This window comes from Acidiphilium cryptum JF-5, from assembly GCF_000016725.1.
Taxonomy (GTDB): Bacteria; Pseudomonadota; Alphaproteobacteria; order Acetobacterales; family Acetobacteraceae; genus Acidiphilium; species Acidiphilium multivorum.
Genome location: NC_009484.1, coordinates 2,054,902 through 2,073,831, shown reverse-complemented (window position 1 = coordinate 2,073,831; position 18,930 = coordinate 2,054,902). Strand labels below are relative to the sequence as shown.

The following is an 18,930-nucleotide window of genomic DNA, read 5'->3' as shown; positions in this document are numbered from 1 at the left end:
GAAACCCTTTCTCAGTAGACGCGCTTCTTCGGCGGGAACACCGAAACGTCGTTGGTCAGCGTCTGCATCCGCACCGGGCGGTAGTCGAGCGCCACCTCGCCTTCATCCGTGCAATGGGCGAGCGAATGCTTCATCCACTCGGCGTCGTCGCGCTCGGGGAAGTCGTCATGCGCGTGCGCCCCGCGGCTCTCGTGCCGCGCCTCGGCCGAGGCCATGGTGGTGATCGCGTTGCCCATCAGGTTGTGCAGCTCGAGCGCCTCCATCAGGTCGGAATTCCAGATCAGCCCGCGATCGGACACCGAGATGTCCTTCAGCCCCTGCCACAGGCCGGACATCTTCGCGACACCTTCCTTCAGCGTCTTGGAGTTGCGGAACACCGCGGCGTGGTTCTGCATCGTCCGCTGCATCTGGTCGCGGAGTGCGGCCACGGTGGTGCCGCCCTTGGCGTGGCGCGTCGCGTCCAGCCGGTCGAGCGAGGCCTCGCCGGCGCGGGCGGGCAGGGCGGGCTGGCTCGCGCCCGGCGTGACCACCTTGGCCGCCTGGTGCGCCGCCGCCCGGCCGAACACCACGAGGTCGAGCAGCGAGTTGGTGCCGAGCCGGTTCGCGCCGTGCACCGAAACGCACGCCGCCTCGCCCACCGCCATCAGCCCCGGCACGATCGCGTCCGGATTGTCCTTGGTCGGCCGCAGCACCTCGGCGCGATAGTTCGTCGGAATGCCGCCCATGTTGTAATGCACGGTCGGCAGCACCGGGATCGGCGCCTTGGTCACGTCGACGCCCGCGAACACCCGCGCGGTCTCCGAAATCCCCGGCAGCCGCTCATGCAGCTGCTCCGGCTTCAGCCCTTCGAGGTGCAGCAGGATGTGGTCCTTGTTCGGCCCGCAGCCGCGCCCTTCCATGATCTCGATCGTCATCGAGCGCGAGACCACGTCGCGCGAGGCGAGGTCCTTCGCCGTCGGCGCGTAGCGCTCCATGAAGCGCTCGCCCTCGGCGTTGGTCAGGTATCCGCCCTCGCCGCGCGCGCCCTCGGTGATCAGGCAGCCGGCCGGGAAAATGCCCGTCGGGTGGAACTGCACGAACTCCATGTCCTGCATCGGCAGCCCGGCGCGCAGCGCCATGCCGCCGCCATCGCCGGTGCAGGTATGCGCCGAGGTGCAGGAGAGATAGGCGCGGCCATAGCCGCCGGTCGCCAGCACCACCAGCTGCGCGCGGAAGCGGTGGATCGTCCCGTCCTCCAGGCACCAGGCCATCACCCCGCGGCAGGCGCCCTCGTCGTCCATGATGAGGTCGGTCGCGAAATACTCGACGAAGAACTCCACATCCGCCTTCAGGCTCTGCTGGTACAGCGTGTGCAGGATGGCGTGGCCGGTGCGGTCGGCGGCGGCGCAGGCGCGGCGCACCGGCGCCTGGCCGAAATCCTTCATGTGCCCGCCGAACGGCCGCTGGTAGATCTTGCCGTCCTCGGTGCGGCTGAACGGCACGCCGAAATGCTCCAGCTCGTGAATCGCCGGAATCGCCTCGCGGCACATGTATTCGATGGCGTCCTGATCACCGAGCCAGTCCGAGCCCTTGACCGTGTCGTACATGTGCCAGCGCCAGTCGTCCGGCTCCATGTTGCCGAGTGCCGCGCCGATGCCGCCCTGCGCGGCCACGGTATGGCTGCGGGTCGGGAACACCTTGCTGATGCAGGCGGTCTTCAGCCCGGCCTGGCCCATGCCGAGCGTCGCCCGCAGGCCGGACCCGCCGGCCCCGACGACGATGACGTCATAGGTATGGTCGATGATCGTGTAGGCGCCGAGCGACGGCTTCGACATTGCGTTCATGACGGTGATTTCCCCAGGCGGCGGATCAGAAGGACAGTTTCAGGACCGAGATGATGGCCAGCAGCCCGAAGAACCCGGCCGTCGCCCGCATCGCGAGCATGACCGCGAGCCGCTTGCCCTCGGAGCGGATGTAGTCCTCGATCACCACCTGCAAACCCAGCTGCAGGTGATAGAACAGCGCGATCACGAGGGCGAGGAACAGCACCCCGTTCCACGGCTCGGCCATGTAGCGCAGCATCTCGGCCTGGCTCGCGCCCTCCAGCAGCAGCACCGACAGCACGGCGTAGAGCGCGAGCGGCAGCAGCGCCAGCGCGGTCAGCCGCTGCGCCCACCAGTGATGCACGCCCGATTTCGCGGCCCCCATGCCGCGGGCGCGGCCGAGTGCCGAACGCATGATCCTCATCGACTTGTCTCCCCCCGCCGCGCTCACAGCAGCACCAGCCCGACCAGCCAGACCAGCACGGTCAGCCCGCCGGCCGCCACCACCACCGCCACGCCGGAGCGATGCACGCTCGGCAGCTCGAAGCCGACCCCGGCATCCCACAGCAGGTGCCGGATGCCGTTGCAGAAGTGGTAGAACAGGGCGAAGGTGAAGCCGAACAGCACGATCATCCCGAGAATCGAGCCGACGATCGCCTGCGCCACCGAGAACGCGCCCGACGAGGTCGCCGCCGCCGCCAGCCAGAGCGAAAGCAGCACCGCCCCGGCCGACAGCGCGACGCCGGTGATCCGGTGCAGGATCGACAGGGTCGAGGTGATCTGGGGGCGATAGACTTGCAGATGGGGTGACAAGGGCCGGCGGACCGTCCCGCCTGTCGAGTTGCGCCCCTGCATGAGCGCTTCGCGCACATCCTGCATGCTCGTCACCACCTTTCTGCCGGTCGTCTCATGACGAAATTGAAATGCTGCACCTGCTTAGTCCCCGAGGTGGCGAGGGTCAATTCACTGTCAAGCGCCCGCGATCCGATACAGCACGGTCTCCCGCGCGCTCCGGCTTTCGAGTTCGTGCAGGGTCGGAACCGTGCGGCGGGCGAATTCCGCCAGCCCCGCGCGCGGCACATAGGCGCGGCCCGGATCGGCGATCCACACCTCCGCCGTCGCAGCGCAGCGTTGCAGCCACGGCCAGATATGCGCGGTCATCGGTTTCTCATAGCAGACATCCCCGCAGAGAATGAGGTCCTGCGCCGGCGCGGTGCCAGTCGCGTCGCCGATCACGATCTCGACCGCGACCCCGTTCGCCGCCGCGTTGAGCCCGATCGCCGCCCCCGCCACCGGGTCGATCTCCACCGCCGTCACCCGCGCCGCCCCCGCCTTCGCCGCGGCGATCGCGGCCAGGCCCGACCCGGCGGCGAAATCCATCACCCGCCGGCCGCGCACGCTCTCGGGGTGGTCCAGCACATGCCGCGCCAGCGCGATCGAGCCCGGCCAGGCAAACGCCCAGTAGGGCGGGGCGATGCCGCTCTCGGCGAGGAATTCCTCGGTCGCCTGCCAGATCGGCGTGATCTCGGTGGCGAGATGCAGCCCGATCTCCGGCACCAGCGCCGGCGCCGTCCACGCCGTGCTCGCGCGGATGAACGCGGCCGCGTCCCTCATCGCCCGATCAGGATCGCCAGCCCCACCAGCAGCCCGACCCACCGGTTGAGCTTGAACAGCGCGAGGCAGCGCGCCGGATCGTCGATATCGAGCCGCACGACCTGCCAGGCCAGCAGCGCGCCCGGCAGCGCGAGCGCGATCAGCCCGTCCCGCCCGATCCCGGCCACCGCCATCGCCGCGGCGATGAGCGCCAGCATCCCCGCATACCACAGCGCGACGAACAGCCGCGTCCGCCCGCCGAGCCTGAGTGCCGAGGACTTGATGCCCGCCAGCGCGTCGTCCTCGCGGTCCTGGTGCGCGTAGATCGTGTCATAGCCGAGGATCCACAGGATCGTCCCGGCATAGAGCGGCAGCACCGGCCAGCCCAGCGCCCCGTGCGCGGCGGCATAGCCCAGCGGCGCGCCCCAGCCGAAGGTGAAGCCGAGCATCACCTGCGGCCACCAGGTCACCCGCTTCGCCGCCGGGTAGAACGCCACCAGCACCAGCGAGGCAACGCCGAGGATCTGCGCCGTCCGCCCCAGCATCAGCAGAATCACCAGCCCCGCCAGCAGCAGCAGGAGCAGGAAGGCCACCGCCGCCGGGACCGACACCGCGCCCGAGGCCAGCGGCCGCCCCGCCGTCCGCGCCACCTTGCGGTCCAGCTCGCGGTCCCACAGGTCGTTCACCACGCATCCCGCCGCCCGCATCACCACCGCGCCCACGGCGAACAGCGCGATCAGGCCGAGCGTCGTCCACACCCCCGCCCGCGCCAGCAGGATGCTCCACAGCCCCGGCAGGAACAGCAGCCACACGCCGATCGGCCGGTCCAGCCGCGCCAGCAGCGCGAAGGGCCTGAGCCGCGCCGGCAGCCGCGCCACCCATCCCCCGGCCCGGATATCGGTAAAACCTGTCCCGCCTGCTACAGGGTCAGCCATGGCCTCGCTCATCCGTCTGCACCTTCCATCACCCTTGTCGCCCGGCGCGACCCTTGCCACATCCGCGGCCCAGGCGCACTACCTCGGCGCCGTGATGCGCCGCCGCGCCGGCGATCCGCTGCTGGTCTTCAACGCCGGTTCCGGCGAATTCGCCGCGACGATCGGCGCGCTCGACCGCCGCGCCGCCACCCTCGTCCTCGGCGCGCGCACCCGCGCGCCCGAACCCGAACCCGATTGCTGGCTCTGCTTCGCCCCGCTCCGGCGCGACATGACCGAACTCGTCGTCGAGAAGGCCACCGAGCTCGGCGTCTCCCGCCTCGTGCCCGTGCTCACCGCCCGCACCCAGCCCGCCCGCCTGCGCGCCGACCGCCTCGCCGCCATCGCCACCGAGGCCGCCGAACAGTCCGAGCGCCTGACCATCCCCGACATCGCCGAGCCGGCCCCGCTCGCGGCGTTTCTCGCCGCCTTCCCGCCGTCCCGCCGCCTCTTCGTCGCCGCCGAGCGCCACGCCGCCCCGCCCCTGTCGCCGGCCGATCCGCTTCAACCCCACGCCCTCCTGGTCGGCCCCGAAGGCGGCCTTGCGCCGGAGGAGCTTGACGCCATGGCCCGCCATGCGTTTGTGTCGCCGGTAACCCTCGGACCGCGCATCCTGCGCGCCGAAACCGCCGCCATCGCCGGGCTCGCGCGTCTGCTCGCGGGGTCCGCGCCCAGCTGATTTCAGGAGCCCGCTTTGTCCAACCCCGGAGAGGCCGACGCCACCCCGATCGATCCCGCGCAGCCCGCCGCGCGCCAACTCGCCGACTGGTTTGCCGCCGGCTGCAAGCCGCCGGCCGATTTCCGCATCGGCACCGAACACGAAAGCTTCGGCTTCCGCCGCGACAACTTCGCGCCGCCGCCCTACGCGCCGGACGGCATCCGCGCCGTGCTCGAATCGGTCGCCGCCGCCGAGGGCATCGAGCCCATCCTCGATGCCGGCAACCCGATCGGCCTGAAGGGCAGGGGGTTCTCGATCTCCCTCGAGCCCGGCGGCCAGTTCGAGCTCTCCGGCGCCCCGCTCGCCTCGATCCACGAGACGAAGCGGGAGATCGACGCCCATATCGCCCGCGTCCACCGCATCGGCGAGGCGCTCGGCCTCGGCTTCGCCCCGCTCGGCTTCCACCCGACGGCCCGCCGCGCCGATTTCGACTGGATGCCCAAGGGCCGCTACGCCATCATGCGCGCCTACATGCAGAAGGTCGGCACCCGCGGGCTCGACATGATGCTGCGCACCTGCACCGTCCAGGCCAATCTCGACTTCGCCTCCGAGGCCGACATGGTGCGGAAGATGCGCGTCGGCCTCGCCCTGCAGCCGCTCGCCACCGCCCTGTTCGCCAACGGCCCCTTCGTCGAGGGCAGGCCGAACGGCCTGCTCTCCAACCGCGCCGATGCCTGGCTCGATACCGACAACGCCCGCGCCGGCATCCCCCGCATGGTCTTCGAGGACGGTTTCGGCTTCGAGCGCTACGCCGACTACATGCTCGATATCCCGATGTATTTCGTCTACCGCGACGGGCGGTACATCGACGTCTCCGGCAAGTCCTTCCGCGACTTCATCGCCGGCCGGCTCGAGGGCCTCGCCGCCGAGCCCGCCACGATCGGCGACTTCGCCGACCACACCACCACCACCTTCCCCGATGTCCGCCTCAAGCGCTTCATCGAGACCCGCGGCGCCGATTCCGGCAATCCCGCCATGCTCCTCGCCCAGCCCGCCCTCTGGACCGGCCTGTTCTACGACGATGCGGCGCTCGACGCCGCCTCCGCCCTGATCCGCGACCTCTCCTGGGAGCAGATCGTCCACCTGCGCGATGAGGTGCCCCGCCACGGGCTCGACATCGCGCTGCCCACCGGCACCCTGCGCGACCTCGCGCGCGACGTCCTCGCCATCGCCGCGGACGGGCTGAAATCCCGCGCGCGGACCAACGCGGCCGGCGAGGACGAGCGCATCTACCTCGCCCCCCTCGAAGCCATCGCCCATGGCGCGCCCACCCAGGCCGAGCACTGGCTCGGCCGCTACCACGGCGCCTGGCACGGCGACGCCACGCGCATCTTCGCCGAAGCCGCCCTCTGAGCCTGTCCGGCCCGGGCCGCCGTCGACGCCCTCACCACGGATTGCGTTGACGCGCGGCCCCGCTCCGCTACACCCCGCGGCATGACCGCATCCTCCCGCCACGTCTACGACCGCGCCAGCCTCGCCTTCCACTGGCTCACCGCCATCCTGGTCGGCCTGAACTGGGCCCTTGCCGAGGGGCGCGGCTTCCTGCCGAAAGGCGACGCCCGCGCCCTCGTCCTCTCCGTCCATATCGCGACCGGCTTCGCCATCGCCGCGATCCTGCTCCTCCGCCTCGCCTGGCGCCTCACCCTCGGCCACAAGCCGCCCCGGCTGCCCGGCGTGCTCGAAGCCATCGGCCGCCTCGCGCATGTCCTGCTCTATCTCCTGCTCGCCCTGACGGTCGCCACCGGCATCTCCCGCGCGCTCGGCCACGGCTCCCGCCTCTTCGCCTGGCGGCTCGACGTGCCGATGCCCGCCCCGCTCCACGCGTTCCTGCGCGCCGCCGGCTCGATCCACGGCACCATCGCCGACGCGCTGGTCATCCTCGCCGGCCTGCACGCCCTCGCCGCCATCGCCCACCACGCCCTCCTGCGCGACGACACGCTGAACCGCATGCTCCCCCTGATCGGTGACCGCCTCCGCGCCCCGCGCCCCTGGACCCGCCACACCGAGCGTCTGCTCCGCCGCCTCGGCATCCACCCCACCCGCGCCGACTGATCGTGGCATCGCCCGCGTCCGGCACCGGAGGGCGGAATGTCATCAAAAGACAATCTAGGCGTGCAAGACATCCATGATGAAACGGCAACGACTGTCGGAAAATTTTACATCTCATTCGCCTCGATTTCATAACATGCTGAATTATTTATGGAATATTTTCAGGCACGAAATTTGCCTCTAATTTTTTATTCAGCGTGACGGCCTCGCCCTCCCGGCAGGATCCGACCGGCCGCGCCATTCGACGTGACGATTTCAGCCTCAAGGAGACGGCATTCCATGATGTCCAGTTCGACCCGGTCCCGGCCCGCCAGACCGCTCGCCACCGCCCTGCTCGCCGGCGCCGCCGCCCTCGCGCTCCTCGCGTCCGGCGGCACCGCCCAGGCCCACAACGGAAATGGCTGGAACTGGGGCCAGGGGCAGCAATGGGGGCAGCAGGGCAGCAAAACCAGCACGCTCCACAGCTTCTGCGCCGGCTCCACGCCCGCCTGCACCGATAACGGGATCAACACCCCCACCACGACGAACCCGCCGGAATTCGGCTTCTGGGCCTCCGGCGGCCCGACCTCCGGCGACCTCATCCTCGCCTTCCTGACGCCGGAGACGACGCCGCCCTCCGCCGCCCCCACGATCGGCATCACGCAGGCCGCCAAGGGAACGCCCTCCTCCGTCACGACGACGCTCGCCAAACCCTTCGCCTGGACGAGCGGCTATCTCACCTCCTATCTCGGTTACGCGTCGGCCAAGCCGAAGAACAAGATCACCGCGTTCAAAAGCGTTCCCGGCGGGTACGACGTCTACGTCGCCGATCTCGGCAGCCAGACCCTCCAATCCGCGGCGCAGGCGACCAACGGGCCGCTCTTCACCCTCACCGCCGCCCTGCCGGAATACTCCTACGCCGTCGCCTTCCTCGCCAGCACCCCGCTCAGCAACTGCCAGTCCGGCACGGCCTACGGCGCCACGGCCAATAGCGCCGCCCTCTATATCGACGGCAAGCCGTCAACCCCGGTCCCCGAGCCCGGCTCGCTGGCCCTGCTCGGCACCGCCCTGGCCGTCCTCGGCCTCGCCGCCCGCCGCAAGCGCCGCGCCTGACCCACCCGCCCCCGGCAACCGCCGGGGGTTTTCTTCCTCCCCGGCCCGCATCCCGGCCGGCGACCGCGCCAAGCCGTTCGCCGCCGACGCCCCGCCCCGCATGGCCAGCTTGGCCCGCCCGCCCGCCGGCCTATGATACGGCGCACATCATGGCCGCTGCGGCGACGGAGCAAAAATGCATCTTCCCCATCCTGAATTTCACCTTCTCGGCCGCACCGGCTGGCTCCGCGCCGCCGTGCTCGGCGCCAATGACGGCATCATCTCCACCGCCAGCCTCATCCTCGGCGTGATCTCCGCGAGCGGCGTCCGGCACGATGCGCTGGTCGCCGGCGTCGCCGGCCTCGTCGCCGGAGCGATGGCGATGGCCGCCGGCGAATACGTCTCGGTCAGCTCCCAGGCCGATACCGAAACCGCCGCCCTGGCCAAGGAACGCGCCGAACTCGCCGAAAGCCCGGCCTCCGAGCACGCCGAACTCGCCGCGATCTACGTCGCCCGTGGCCTCGACCCCGCTCTCGCCGGCGCCGTCGCCACCCAGCTCATGGCGCATGACGCGCTCGGCGCCCATGCCCGCGACGAGCTCGGCCTCACCGAATTCACCGCCGCCAACCCGATCCAGGCCGCCATGGCCTCCGCCGCCACCTTCGCCGTCGGCGCCGCCGCCCCGCTCATCCTCGCCGCCACCCTGCCGAAGCCCGTGCTCTCCGCCGGAATCGGCCTCGGCGCCCTCGTCTTCCTCGCCGTGCTCGGCGCCGTCGGCGGCCGCGCCGGCGGCGCGCCGATGCTCAAACCCGCCCTGCGCGTCGCCTTCTGGGGGGCGCTCGCCATGGCCGCCACCACGCTGATCGGCCACCTGTTCGGCGCCACCGTCTAGTTTTCCGCTCCCGAACGCCATCGGCGTTCGGGAGCGGAACACCAGTTCATGTTCCGATCCTCCCGGACCGCGTAAAGATTTCCTAACGGAATTCTTGCCCACCCCCCGCCCGTCATGGTCTCCTGCGCGCATGGAGACACGCGGCGTCATCGTCACCTTCCTGCGGATCGTCGATGCGCTGTACGGCGCCATCGCCCGGGCCGGGCGGCGCGGCGCCTTCGGGCCGGATCGCGACCTCGCCGCGGCGATCGCGCTCCGCATCGCCCGCCTCGTCGGCCGCATCGCCGACCTCGCCGCCCGGCTGGAGGCCGGCACGCTGCACCCGCCGCGCCGGCAGGCGCCCCGCCGATCGGCGCCGCGTCCGCGCGCGCCGTCCGCCCTGCCGCGCCGCCGCGGCCTCGCCGCCGCCGGCGGATTCGAAATCCGCGGCTATGCCTCCCAGCTCGCGCATCTGCTGAACCAGCCCGAAATGGCGGCGATCCTCGCCGCCGACCCGCGCTTCGGCCGCGCCGTCCGCCCGCTCTGCCACCTGCTCAGGATTCCGCTGCCGGCCGCGCTGGCCCCGCAACCGATTTTGCTCCGCCGCCCCGAACCCGCCAGCGGAACGCCCTCGCAGCGGCTCTGCAACCACTCTTCCGCGCCGGCGCCGGATCGGGCCGCGCCATCTGCCCCGCTTGCCGTCGCCCTCCGCCCGTCCGGATAACGCCGGGGCGGCGCTTACATTCAGCCTTCTGCCAGAACGTCCCTGATCGCCCCGGTCAGGCGCGCCAGTTCATCCTGCGCGATGGTCAGCGCCGGGGTGAGATAGACGATGTCGCGGAACGGCCGGATCCACGCCCCGCGCGCGACGAACCGCTCCCGCAACCCCACCGGATTCTTGATCCGCCCCAGCTGCACCACGCCGATCGCCCCCTTCACCCGCACATCGACCACGCCGGGCAGCCCCCGGCACGGTTCCAGCCCCTCGCGCAGCCAGGCCTCGATTTGCCTGGCCTGCCCCAGCCGGTCCTCGGTCTCGAACAGGTCGAGCGAGGCATTCGCCGCGGCGCAGCCCAGCGGATTGGCCATGAAGGTCGGCCCGTGCATCAGCGCCTTCATCGGGTCCTCGCCGAGAAACGCCTCGTACAGGTCGCGATGCACCACCGTCGCCGCCAGCGGCGAGGTGCCGCCCGTCAGCGCCTTCGACAACGTGACGATATCCGGCACGACGCCCGCCTGCTCGAAGGCGAACATCGTTCCCGTCCGCCCGAACCCGGTGAAGATCTCGTCGAAAATCAGCGTCAGCCCGTATTGGTCCGCCGCCGCCCGCAGCCGCCGCAGCACGGCGTCGTCGTGAAACACCATGCCGCCCGCCCCCTGCACCAGCGGCTCGACGATGATCCCCGCGAGCTCCCCGGCGTGCCGCTCCAGCAGCGCCATGAAAACCTGCTCCGACTCCGCATCCCGGGGCAGGGGGGCGATCACATGCTCCTGCAACAGCCCGGCGAACAGCGCGTGCATCCCTTCCTCGGGGTCGCACACCGCCATCGTCGCCAGCGTGTCGCCATGATACCCGTCGCGGAAGGCAAGGAATTTGTGCCGCCCGCGCTCGCCGCGATTGAGCCGCGCCTGCACCGCGACCTTCATCGCCACCTCCACCGCGACCGAGCCGGAATCGGTGAAGAACACCCGCTCCAGCCCGTCCGGCATCATCCCGGCCAGCCGCGTCGCCAGCCGATAGGCCGGCTCGTGCGCCAGCCCGCCGAACATCACATGCGGCATCGAATCGAGCTGGGCCGCGACAGCCTCACGGATATGCGGATGATTGTAGCCATGGCACGCCGTCCACCAGGAGGCGACGCCGTCGATCAGCACCCGTCCGTCGGCCAGATGGATCCTTGATCCCTCCGTCCGTACCGCCGGCAGCGGCAGCGGCGCGGTCTGCATCTGCGCATAGGGCAGCCAGACATGCCGCCAGCCGCGCTCCAGCCAGTCGCTCACGAAAGCTTCGTCATCCCGAGCCTGTCGAACAGCGCATTGTCGCGCGCGACCGCGGGGTTCGCCGTGGTCAGCAGCGTGTCGCCATAGAAAATCGAGTTCGCCCCGGCGAGGAAGCACAGCGCCTGCGCCTCGTCGCTCAGCGCCTCCCGCCCGGCCGACAGCCGCACCCAGGATCTCGGCATGGAAATCCGCGCCGCCGCGATGGTGCGGACGAAATCGATCGGGTCGATCGGCGCGCTCTCGCCAAGCTTCGTGCCCTTCACCGCGACCAGCGCGTTGATCGGCACGCTCTCCGGCGGCGGGTCGAGATCGGCGAGCGTCGCCAGCAGCCCGGCCCGGTCGTCGAGATCCTCGCCCATCCCGATGATCCCGCCGCAGCAGATATTGATCCCCGCATCCCGCACCGCCGCCAGCGTATCCAGCCGGTCCTGGTAGGTGCGGGTGGTGATGATGCTGCCGTAGAATTCCGGCGAGGTGTCGAGATTGTGGTTGTAATAGTCGAGCCCGGCCGATTTCAGCCGCGCCGCCTGGTCCGGCCGCAGCATCCCGAGGGTGACGCAGGTTTCCATCCCCAGCGCCTTCACCCCCTCGACCATCGCCGCCACCCGGTCGAGATCGTGATCCTTGGGTGAGCGCCAGGCCGCCCCCATGCAGAAGCGCTGCGCCCCGGCCTCCTTCGCCCGCCGCGCCGCTTCCAGCACCGGGGCGATGTCCATCAGCTTCGAGGCCTTCACCCCCACGTCGAATTCCGCGCTTTGCGGGCAATAGCCGCAATCCTCCGGGCAGCCGCCGGTCTTGATCGAGAGCAGGGTGGAAATCTGCACCTGGGTCGGGTCGAAATGCTGCCGGTGCACCGTCTGCGCCTGGAAGATCAGCTCGGGCAGCGGCAGCGCCAGCAGGGCGGCGATGCGCGCCCGCGTCGGGGACGGCGCGGCAGCGGCGGTGGCGGTGGAAGAATCGAGTGCGATGGACATGGCAAGCTCCGATTTGCCCCAAGGGGTCGAACCGGTGATAAACGCTGCATCCGCGTTCGTGAAGCTTTTGCGGCAGATTGAGACAGGATGACCACGCTCGACCAGTTCGCGACCGACAAGCTCGCCCGCCTCGAGGCCGGCGCCCTCCGCCGCCGCCTGCGCCCGACCGCCCGCGCCCCCGGCGCGGTGCTGGAGCGCGACGGGCAGCGGCTGATCTCGTTCTCCTGCAACGACTATCTCAACCTCTCCACCCACCCGGCGGTGATCGACGCCGCGATCGACGCCGCCCGCCGCCACGGCGCCGGCGCCGGCGCCTCCCGCCTCGTCACCGGCGACCATCCGCTCTATTGCGCGCTCGAGGCGCGCCTCGCCGCGCTGAAACAGACGGAAGACGCCGTGGTGTTCGGCTCGGGCTTCCTCGCCAATACCGGCATCATCCCGGCGCTGATGGCGCGGGAGGATGCGATCTTCGTCGACGAGCTCGCCCATGCCTGCATCTGGGCCGGCGCCCGCCTGTCCGGCGCCGCGCTCCACGTCTTCCGCCACAACGACCTCGCGCATCTCGCCGAACTCCTCGCCGCCCATCGCCAAGCCGCCCGCCACGCGATGGTGGTGACCGACGGCGTCTTCTCCATGGATGGCGACCTCGCGCCCGTCGGCGAGATGCTCGCCTTGGCCAAGGCGCATGACGCCTGGCTGATGACGGACGATGCGCACGGCATCGGCGTCATCAACGAAGGGCGCGGCTCGGCCCACGGCCATGACGTGCCGTTGCAGATGGGCACGCTGTCCAAGGCGGTGGGCAGCTATGGCGGCTATCTCTGCGCCTCGCACGTGGTGTGCGAGCTGATCCGCAACCGTGCCCGCAGCTTCGTCTACACCACCGGCCTGCCGCCGGCGGTGGTCGGCGCCTCGATCGCAGCCCTCGACCTGATCGCGACCGACCCCGCAATGTGCGCCGCCCCGCTCGCCCATGCCCGCCGCTTCTGCGCCGCCCTGGGCCTGCCACCGGCCGAAAGCCCGATCGTGCCGCTCCTGCTCGGCACCGCCGAGCGCGCCCTCGCGGCGCAGGCCGTGCTGGAGGCGGCGGGCTTTCTGGTCGCCGCCATCCGCCCGCCCACGGTGCCCGAGGGCACGGCGCGGCTCCGCTTCGCCTTCACCGCCTGCCACGCCCCAGATGACATCGACCGTCTGGCCCAACTCGTCCACGACAGAATCCTGGTGACCGCATGAGCCATTTCTTCATCACCGCATCCGGCACCGAGATCGGCAAGACGCATGTCGCCGCCGGCATGATCCGCCACTGGCGGGCCGGCGACGTTCCCGCGCGGGCGCTCAAGCCGGTCGCCAGCGGCTACCAGCCCGCGCTCTCCGCGTCGAGCGATGCCGGTATCCTGCTGCGGGCGATGGGCAGTTCGATGGTGAACGACGAGGCGGTCGCCACCATCTGCCCCTGGCGGTTTCCCGACCCGATCTCGCCGGACATGGCGGCGGCGCGCAGCGGGCGGCGCATTCCGTTCGACGACCTCGTCGCCTTCTGCCAGGCCGAGATCGTCGGCGCGGCCGGCCCCATGCTGGTCGAGGGCGTCGGCGGCGCGATGGTGCCGCTGGATGAAACGCACACCGTGCGCGACTGGATCGCCGCCCTCGGCATCGAGGTCGTGCTGGTCGCCGGCGGCTATCTCGGCACGATCAGCCACACGCTCTGCGCCGTCGAGGCGCTGCGCGCGCGCGGGATCGCGATTGCCGCGGTCGTGATCAACCCGATGGAGCCGCTGCCGGTGCCGGTCGAGCGCACGCGGGAGTCGCTGCTGCGGCATCTCGGCGCCACCCCGCCGCCGGTCTTCATCGACGATACGCCGGACTGGCACGCCTGGCTCGACGAGGCCGCCCGCCGCTGAGTCGCCGGATGATACGAACGGCGTGTTGACACCCCCCGAAATCCTATATACCGGTTATTGAAAATCTGCATGGGGAGACCGACGGATGCGCGCTCTTGTGCCCGATTGCCCTTGCAGGCGGCAGGCTGAGTGGCTTCTGTTCTGGTCTCGTTCCCGCGCGGCCCACGGGTTCGCCCGGCGCCGGCGTGACACGGCGGGCCGTGACCGCGACGGAAGTGGCTTCAGGCCCGGATCGGTCCGGAAAATTCACAAACACTAGGGGAAACAAATCCAATGGTCAGAAAACTCCTTTTTGGCGCCGGCATGATTGCGCTGTCGTGCGGGCTGGGTGTCGCGCACGCGGCCTCGGGCACGATCGAGATCGGCATGATCGCGGACATGACCGGACCGGCGGCGCTCAGCGGGCAGCACAAGGTCGATGGCGCGAAGCTCGCCGTTGACGAGATCAACGCCCATGGCGGCATCAACGGCAAGAAGATCAAGCTGATCGTCGAGGACGATCGCGGGCAGAACCAGGCCGGCGTCTCGGCCTATCAGAAACTTGCGGCGAACCAGAATATCGTCGCGATCATCGGCTCGATCCGCAGCACCATCGTGCAGGCGACGCTGCCTTACGTCGCGCGCTACAAGATTCCGACCATGATCGGCGGCACCGATCCGAAGCTGACGCATGTGGGCAACCAGTGGGTGTTCCGCTTCCGCCCGAACGATACCTATGCCTCGGCGACGATGGCCCAGTATGCGGTAAAGACGATGGGCAGCAAGAAGGTTGCCATTCTTTACGACACCGACGCCTTCGGCTCGGCCGGCAATCAGCTGCTCAAGGCGGCGCTCGTGAAGGACGGCGCGAAAGTGGTCAGCGACCAGGGCTACACGACCGCGACGCGCGACTACACCTCGTTCCTTGAAAAGATCAAGAACTCCGGCGCGGATACGCTGGCCACCTACATGACGAATTCGGAGGACGAGGCGCAGATGCTCAAGCAGCTGCGCCAGCTCGACCTCAAGGTGAAGATCATCGGGTCCACCTCGATCGCGACGGCGGTGTGCATCCAGCTTGCCGGGTCGGCGGTCGACGGCACCTACGGCGTTTCCGATTTCGTGGCGGACGGCAATGACGCGGCGAAGGCGTTCACCAAGCTCTATGTCGCGAAATATCACAGCCAGCCCGACGTGTTCGGCGGCTGGGTGTATGACGCGATGAACGTCCTGAGCCGGGTGATCGCGAAGGACGGCACCGCGCCGGCGGCGATCCAGAAGGGCATTCGCGCGGTGAAGGGCTATCACGGCGTCGAGGGCACCTACAATTTCGACGCGAACGGCGACGGGCTGCACGGCTACTGGGTGGTGAAGATGCAGCACCAGAAGGTCATCCCGATCAAATACGTCGGCTGAAGGCCGCGCGCCGTCCGGGCAGGGTCGTGGCCCGGACGGCGTTCGCCGTTATCGTGACGGAATGAAAAACCAGCTGCCCGGGATATCGTCTGCGTGTTCTCCGAATTCATCCAGCTGACCATCGCGGGGCTTGCGGTCGGCAGCATCTATGCGCTGATCGCGCTCGGCTTCGTGCTGATCTACACCTCGGTCAACGTGGTGAATTTCGCCCAGGGCGATTTCGCGATGATCGGCGCCTATTTCATGGTCAGCCTCGTCGTCGTGCTGCATCTGCCCTGGTGGCTCGCGCTTCTGCTCGCGGTGGCGGGAACCGGCGTGGTCGGCGCGCTGTTCCAGTTGCTGATCTTCCAGCCGGTGCGCAACCGGCCGCGCAACTTCCTGCCGGTGATGATCGCCACTGTCGGCGCCTCGGTCTTTCTCGAACAGGCGTTCCTGCTGATCTATGGGCCGATCCCGTACCAGCTGCCGCCGATCTTCAAGGCGCAGTCGGTCGCGTTGCTCGGCGTGCACGTCTATCCGCAATATATCGTCATCATCGTCGTCACCGCCGCCATGGTGGCGCTGCTGAACTGGTTCCTCGAACGGACCAAGCTCGGCAAGCAGTTGCAGGCGACGGCGCAGGACCCGGACACCGCGCGGCTGATGGGAATCCGCGTGGCGTGGATGGCGGCGCTGACATTCGCCATCAGCACCGCGCTGGGCGGGCTGGCGGGGTTGCTGATCGCGCCCGTCTATACGGTGACGGCGACGATGGGCTCGACCATCGCGCTGAAGGCGTTCGCCGCGGCGATCGTCGGCGGGTTCGGCAGCATGAAGGGCGCCATCGTCGGTGGGCTCGGCATCGGGCTGATCGAAACCTACGGCGCGACCTATATTTCGGGGTCGTATCGTGATGCGTTTCCGTTCATCGTGCTGATCCTGTTCCTGATCTTCCGGCCATACGGGCTGTTCGGTGAAAAAGTCTCGCAGAAGGTCTGACCGGCGCGCCGGCGGCTTCAGGGAAACGACAACATGACCAGGTCGATCGCCAAGTTCCTGCCCTTCATCGCGCTGCTCGTGCTGATTCCCTTCCTGCTGCCGGGCGGGCGGCTGGGCTCGTATTATCTCACGCTGCTGATCCTCTCGCTGTCCTACGCCGTCGCGGCCCTGGGGCTGACCGTTCTGCTCGGCTATTCGGGGCAGATCTCGCTGGCGCAGGCAGCGTTTTTCGGGATCGGCGCCTATACGTTCTCTATCCTCGCGGTGAACCACCACATCGGCTACTGGAGCGCGGCGCTGGCGGCGGTGGCGGTGACGACCGGGTTCGGCCTGTTCCTCGGCGCGATCTCGCTCAGGCTCGCCAGCCACTATCTCGCGCTGGTGACGATCGGCTTTCAGATCATCACCGAACTCGTGCTGAACAACTGGAACGCGGTGACCGACGGCGCCGACGGGATTTCCAACATCCCCCGGCCGAGCCTGTTCGGCTACGCGATCAACAGCGATCACGGGTTCTATTTCATCTCCGTCGCGGTGCTGGTGCTGGCGAGCTATGTCGTGTTCCGCCTGCGCCATTCGCGGCTGGGCGGGGCGCTGTTCGCCCTGCGCGAGGACGAGATCGCCGCTTCGGCAAACGGGATCAGCCTGTTCCGGACCAAGGTTCTCGCCTTCGCCGTCTCCGCGGCGCTCGCCGCGATGGGCGGGATTCTCTACGCTTCCGGCTCGCTCTATATCAGCCCGAACGTCTTCAATTTCTATCAGTCGGTCTCGTTCTTCGCGATGGCGCTGGTGGGCGGGCAGGCCTCGATCGTCGGCACCACGCTGGGTGCGGGGCTGATCACCTTCCTGCCGGAAGTGCTGCGCTTCCTGCATGCCTATTACATCGCGGTCTATGGCGTGCTGGTCGTCGTCGTCGTGCTGTTCATGCCGGAAGGGCTGTACGGGTTGCTGCTCCGCGGCGTCGGCGCGGTGGCGACGCTGGTGGCGGGCCGGCGGCGCTCTGACGAGGAAGAGGTGGCGCATCTCGAGGCCGGCGCCGTGCCCGAGCGGCCGGTGGCCTCGGACCGGCCGCTTCTGGAAATTCGAGATCTGGCCAAGCATTTCGGCGGCATCAAGGCGGTCAACGGCGTGTCGCTCACGGTCAACCGGGGCGATGTCGCGGTGCTGATCGGGCCGAACGGATCGGGCAAGACGACGGTGCTGAACGTGCTGAGCGGGATCTATACGGCGACGGCAGGATCGATCGTCTATGACGGGAAGGAGATCACCAATCTCGGCCCGGCGCGGATCAACCGGCTCGGCATTTCCCGCACCTTCCAGAACATCCGCCTGTTCCCCGAACTCACCGCGTTGGAAAATGTGGCGGTCGGTTATTACCGGCGCGGCACGGTCGGGCTTGCGGGCGCGTTGCTCTCGCGGCCGCGCGGTTATCGCGAGGAACGCGAGGCGATGGAAAAGGCGAGGGAAACGCTGCATTTCCTCGGTTTCGCCCGGCTCGGCGTGAAGGCGAAGAACCTGCCGTACGGGCAGCAGCGCATCGTCGAGATCGCGCGGGCGATCGTCTCCGGCCCCGAACTCCTGCTGCTTGACGAGCCGGCGGCGGGGATGAACCACGAGGAAACCGAGGTGCTGTCGCAGATCCTCTACCGGATCCATGCGCGGGGGATGACGATGCTGCTGATCGAGCACGACATGAGCTTCGTCTCCAGTGTTGCGACGCGGGCCTATGTGATGGATTTCGGCCAGAAGATCAGCGAGGGTTCGGTGAAGCAGGTGCTGTCGGATCCTGCCGTGATGAAGGCGTATCTGGGTGACGATGTCGAATATGCTTGAGGTCAGCAACATCCAGTCGCGCTACGGGCAGGTGACGGCCCTGCACGACATCAGCATCGAGGTGCGGGCGGGCGAGGTCGTCGCCCTGCTCGGCGTGAACGGCGCGGGCAAGTCGACCACGCTCAAGACGATTTCCGGCCTGCTGCACCCGACGCGCGGCGAAATCCGCTTCGAGGGCGAGCGGATCGACCGGATGGCGCCGGAGGCGATCGTCCGCCGCGGCATCGCGCATGTGCCGGAAGGGCGGCACGTGTTTCCGGGCCTCACGGTGCGCGAGAACCTGATCATGGGCACGTCGAACCGGAAGGTGTCGCGCGCCGAAACCGAGCGGGACATCGAGGGGATTCTCGAAATCTTCCCCGATCTGAAGCGGCTTTATGCGCAGATGGGCTGGTCGCTCAGCGGCGGGCAGCAGCAGATGCTGGCGATCGGGCGCGGGCTGATGGCGAAGCCGCGCCTGCTGATGCTGGACGAGCCCTCGCTGGGCCTCGCGCCGGTCATCGTCAAGCAGGTGTTCGCGACGATCGCGCGGATCAACGCCGAGGGGATGACGGTGCTGCTCGTCGAACAGAACGTCAATCTCAGCCTGAAGGTCGCGCATCGCGCCTATCTGCTGGAGACCGGGCGGATCGTGCGGGCGGACACGAGCGAGGCGCTGCGCGCGGACGAGGGGTTCCGCGCGGCGATGCTGGGTGCTGGCGCCCACTGACGCCGGCTCCGCGGCCACATGAGATTTCGCCAGGCGGTCACACGAAACTTCGCCTGGCGGTCAC

19 protein-coding genes are annotated in these 18,930 nt (G+C 69.2%); 12 read left to right on the top strand and 7 right to left on the bottom strand.

Features of this window, described 5'->3' with window-relative positions:
• Positions 1-11 precede the first annotated feature (11 nt).
• The 5 genes from sdhA to ubiA all read right to left on the bottom strand — a co-directional run bounded on the left by sdhA (position 12) and on the right by ubiA (position 4,330).
• A complete protein-coding gene (sdhA, locus tag ACRY_RS11865; RefSeq protein ID WP_012039694.1) occupies positions 12-1,823 on the bottom strand; it encodes a succinate dehydrogenase flavoprotein subunit in 1,812 nt (603 codons plus the stop codon).
• A 25-nt stretch (positions 1,824-1,848) separates the two neighbouring features.
• Positions 1,849-2,226, bottom strand: a complete 378-nt coding sequence (gene sdhD, locus ACRY_RS11860) for a succinate dehydrogenase, hydrophobic membrane anchor protein (RefSeq protein WP_007422568.1) — start codon at positions 2,224-2,226, stop codon at positions 1,849-1,851.
• A gap of 23 nt (positions 2,227-2,249) precedes the next feature.
• On the bottom strand, positions 2,250-2,681 hold the full coding sequence (gene sdhC, locus ACRY_RS11855; RefSeq protein ID WP_012039693.1) for a succinate dehydrogenase, cytochrome b556 subunit: 432 nt from the start codon (positions 2,679-2,681) through the stop codon (positions 2,250-2,252).
• Positions 2,682-2,771: 90 nt separating this feature from the next.
• Positions 2,772-3,416 (bottom strand): class I SAM-dependent methyltransferase, encoded by a 645-nt coding sequence (locus tag ACRY_RS11850; protein ID WP_012039692.1) that lies wholly within the window; start codon positions 3,414-3,416, stop codon positions 2,772-2,774.
• Positions 3,413-4,330, bottom strand: coding sequence for a 4-hydroxybenzoate octaprenyltransferase (gene ubiA / locus ACRY_RS11845; protein WP_007422565.1), 918 nt, complete (start codon positions 4,328-4,330; stop codon positions 3,413-3,415). Before ubiA ends, ACRY_RS11850 begins: the two co-directional genes overlap by 4 nt.
• On the opposite strand from ubiA, the gene ACRY_RS11840 reads away from it, so the two are divergent.
• The 6 genes from ACRY_RS11840 to ACRY_RS11815 all read left to right on the top strand — a co-directional run bounded on the left by ACRY_RS11840 (position 4,329) and on the right by ACRY_RS11815 (position 9,799).
• Complete coding sequence (locus ACRY_RS11840) at positions 4,329-5,045, top strand: 16S rRNA (uracil(1498)-N(3))-methyltransferase (RefSeq protein WP_012039690.1); 717 nt, start codon at positions 4,329-4,331, stop codon at positions 5,043-5,045. The genes ubiA and ACRY_RS11840 overlap by 2 nt on opposite strands.
• A gap of 15 nt (positions 5,046-5,060) precedes the next feature.
• Positions 5,061-6,437, top strand: coding sequence for a glutamate--cysteine ligase (locus tag ACRY_RS11835; RefSeq protein ID WP_012039689.1), 1,377 nt, complete (start codon positions 5,061-5,063; stop codon positions 6,435-6,437).
• Between the two features lie 81 nt (positions 6,438-6,518).
• On the top strand, positions 6,519-7,136 hold the full coding sequence (locus ACRY_RS11830) for a cytochrome b (protein ID WP_012039688.1): 618 nt from the start codon (positions 6,519-6,521) through the stop codon (positions 7,134-7,136).
• 276 nt (positions 7,137-7,412) lie between these two features.
• Complete coding sequence (locus tag ACRY_RS11825; protein ID WP_012039687.1) at positions 7,413-8,225, top strand: PEP-CTERM sorting domain-containing protein; 813 nt, start codon at positions 7,413-7,415, stop codon at positions 8,223-8,225.
• Positions 8,226-8,400: 175 nt separating this feature from the next.
• Positions 8,401-9,096, top strand: a complete 696-nt coding sequence (locus ACRY_RS11820) for a VIT1/CCC1 transporter family protein (protein ID WP_007423721.1) — start codon at positions 8,401-8,403, stop codon at positions 9,094-9,096.
• Positions 9,097-9,226: 130 nt separating this feature from the next.
• Positions 9,227-9,799 (top strand): hypothetical protein, encoded by a 573-nt coding sequence (locus ACRY_RS11815; RefSeq protein ID WP_012039686.1) that lies wholly within the window; start codon positions 9,227-9,229, stop codon positions 9,797-9,799.
• Between the two features lie 20 nt (positions 9,800-9,819).
• On the opposite strand, the gene ACRY_RS11810 is transcribed toward ACRY_RS11815, so the two are convergent.
• Both ACRY_RS11810 and bioB read right to left on the bottom strand, forming a co-directional pair.
• On the bottom strand, positions 9,820-11,076 hold the full coding sequence (locus ACRY_RS11810) for an adenosylmethionine--8-amino-7-oxononanoate transaminase (RefSeq protein ID WP_012039685.1): 1,257 nt from the start codon (positions 11,074-11,076) through the stop codon (positions 9,820-9,822).
• Positions 11,073-12,050 (bottom strand): biotin synthase BioB, encoded by a 978-nt coding sequence (gene bioB / locus ACRY_RS11805; RefSeq protein ID WP_012039684.1) that lies wholly within the window; start codon positions 12,048-12,050, stop codon positions 11,073-11,075. Before bioB ends, ACRY_RS11810 begins: the two co-directional genes overlap by 4 nt.
• A gap of 87 nt (positions 12,051-12,137) precedes the next feature.
• Here bioB and bioF point away from each other — a divergent pair, with 87 nt between their 5' ends.
• From bioF to ACRY_RS11775, 6 genes are all read left to right on the top strand, one after another.
• Complete coding sequence (gene bioF / locus ACRY_RS11800; RefSeq protein ID WP_012039683.1) at positions 12,138-13,283, top strand: 8-amino-7-oxononanoate synthase; 1,146 nt, start codon at positions 12,138-12,140, stop codon at positions 13,281-13,283.
• Positions 13,280-13,951 carry a dethiobiotin synthase gene (gene bioD, locus ACRY_RS11795; protein WP_007423276.1) on the top strand — a complete coding sequence of 224 codons (672 nt, stop codon included), beginning with the start codon at positions 13,280-13,282 and terminating at the stop codon, positions 13,949-13,951. Before bioF ends, bioD begins: the two co-directional genes overlap by 4 nt.
• 303 nt (positions 13,952-14,254) lie before the next feature.
• A complete protein-coding gene (locus ACRY_RS11790) occupies positions 14,255-15,346 on the top strand; it encodes an ABC transporter substrate-binding protein (protein WP_231295245.1) in 1,092 nt (363 codons plus the stop codon).
• A 93-nt stretch (positions 15,347-15,439) separates the two neighbouring features.
• Positions 15,440-16,324, top strand: coding sequence for a branched-chain amino acid ABC transporter permease (locus ACRY_RS11785; protein ID WP_007423274.1), 885 nt, complete (start codon positions 15,440-15,442; stop codon positions 16,322-16,324).
• 33 nt (positions 16,325-16,357) lie between these two features.
• On the top strand, positions 16,358-18,157 hold the full coding sequence (locus ACRY_RS11780; RefSeq protein WP_012039682.1) for an ABC transporter permease subunit: 1,800 nt from the start codon (positions 16,358-16,360) through the stop codon (positions 18,155-18,157).
• Positions 18,150-18,866, top strand: a complete 717-nt coding sequence (locus ACRY_RS11775; RefSeq protein WP_012039681.1) for an ABC transporter ATP-binding protein — start codon at positions 18,150-18,152, stop codon at positions 18,864-18,866. Before ACRY_RS11780 ends, ACRY_RS11775 begins: the two co-directional genes overlap by 8 nt.
• Positions 18,867-18,930: the final 64 nt, after the last annotated feature.

Excerpts from the sequence above, each read along its gene's own strand:
- sdhA (WP_012039694.1), bottom strand. The coding sequence starts at position 1,823 with ATGAACGCAATGTCGAAGCCGTCGCTCGGCGCCTACACGATCATCGAC.
- sdhD (WP_007422568.1), bottom strand. The coding sequence starts at position 2,226 with ATGAGGATCATGCGTTCGGCACTCGGCCGCGCCCGCGGCATGGGGGCC.
- sdhC (WP_012039693.1), bottom strand. The coding sequence starts at position 2,681 with ATGCAGGATGTGCGCGAAGCGCTCATGCAGGGGCGCAACTCGACAGGC.
- ACRY_RS11850 (WP_012039692.1), bottom strand. The coding sequence starts at position 3,416 with ATGAGGGACGCGGCCGCGTTCATCCGCGCGAGCACGGCGTGGACGGCG.
- ACRY_RS11840 (WP_012039690.1), top strand. The coding sequence starts at position 4,329 with ATGGCCTCGCTCATCCGTCTGCACCTTCCATCACCCTTGTCGCCCGGC.
- ubiA (WP_007422565.1), bottom strand. The coding sequence starts at position 4,330 with ATGGCTGACCCTGTAGCAGGCGGGACAGGTTTTACCGATATCCGGGCC.
- ACRY_RS11830 (WP_012039688.1), top strand. The coding sequence starts at position 6,519 with ATGACCGCATCCTCCCGCCACGTCTACGACCGCGCCAGCCTCGCCTTC.
- ACRY_RS11825 (WP_012039687.1), top strand. The coding sequence starts at position 7,413 with ATGATGTCCAGTTCGACCCGGTCCCGGCCCGCCAGACCGCTCGCCACC.
- ACRY_RS11820 (WP_007423721.1), top strand. The coding sequence starts at position 8,401 with ATGCATCTTCCCCATCCTGAATTTCACCTTCTCGGCCGCACCGGCTGG.
- ACRY_RS11815 (WP_012039686.1), top strand. The coding sequence starts at position 9,227 with ATGGAGACACGCGGCGTCATCGTCACCTTCCTGCGGATCGTCGATGCG.
- bioB (WP_012039684.1), bottom strand. The coding sequence starts at position 12,050 with ATGTCCATCGCACTCGATTCTTCCACCGCCACCGCCGCTGCCGCGCCG.
- bioF (WP_012039683.1), top strand. The coding sequence starts at position 12,138 with ATGACCACGCTCGACCAGTTCGCGACCGACAAGCTCGCCCGCCTCGAG.
- bioD (WP_007423276.1), top strand. The coding sequence starts at position 13,280 with ATGAGCCATTTCTTCATCACCGCATCCGGCACCGAGATCGGCAAGACG.
- ACRY_RS11790 (WP_231295245.1), top strand. The coding sequence starts at position 14,255 with ATGATTGCGCTGTCGTGCGGGCTGGGTGTCGCGCACGCGGCCTCGGGC.
- ACRY_RS11780 (WP_012039682.1), top strand. The coding sequence starts at position 16,358 with ATGACCAGGTCGATCGCCAAGTTCCTGCCCTTCATCGCGCTGCTCGTG.
- ACRY_RS11775 (WP_012039681.1), top strand. The coding sequence starts at position 18,150 with ATGCTTGAGGTCAGCAACATCCAGTCGCGCTACGGGCAGGTGACGGCC.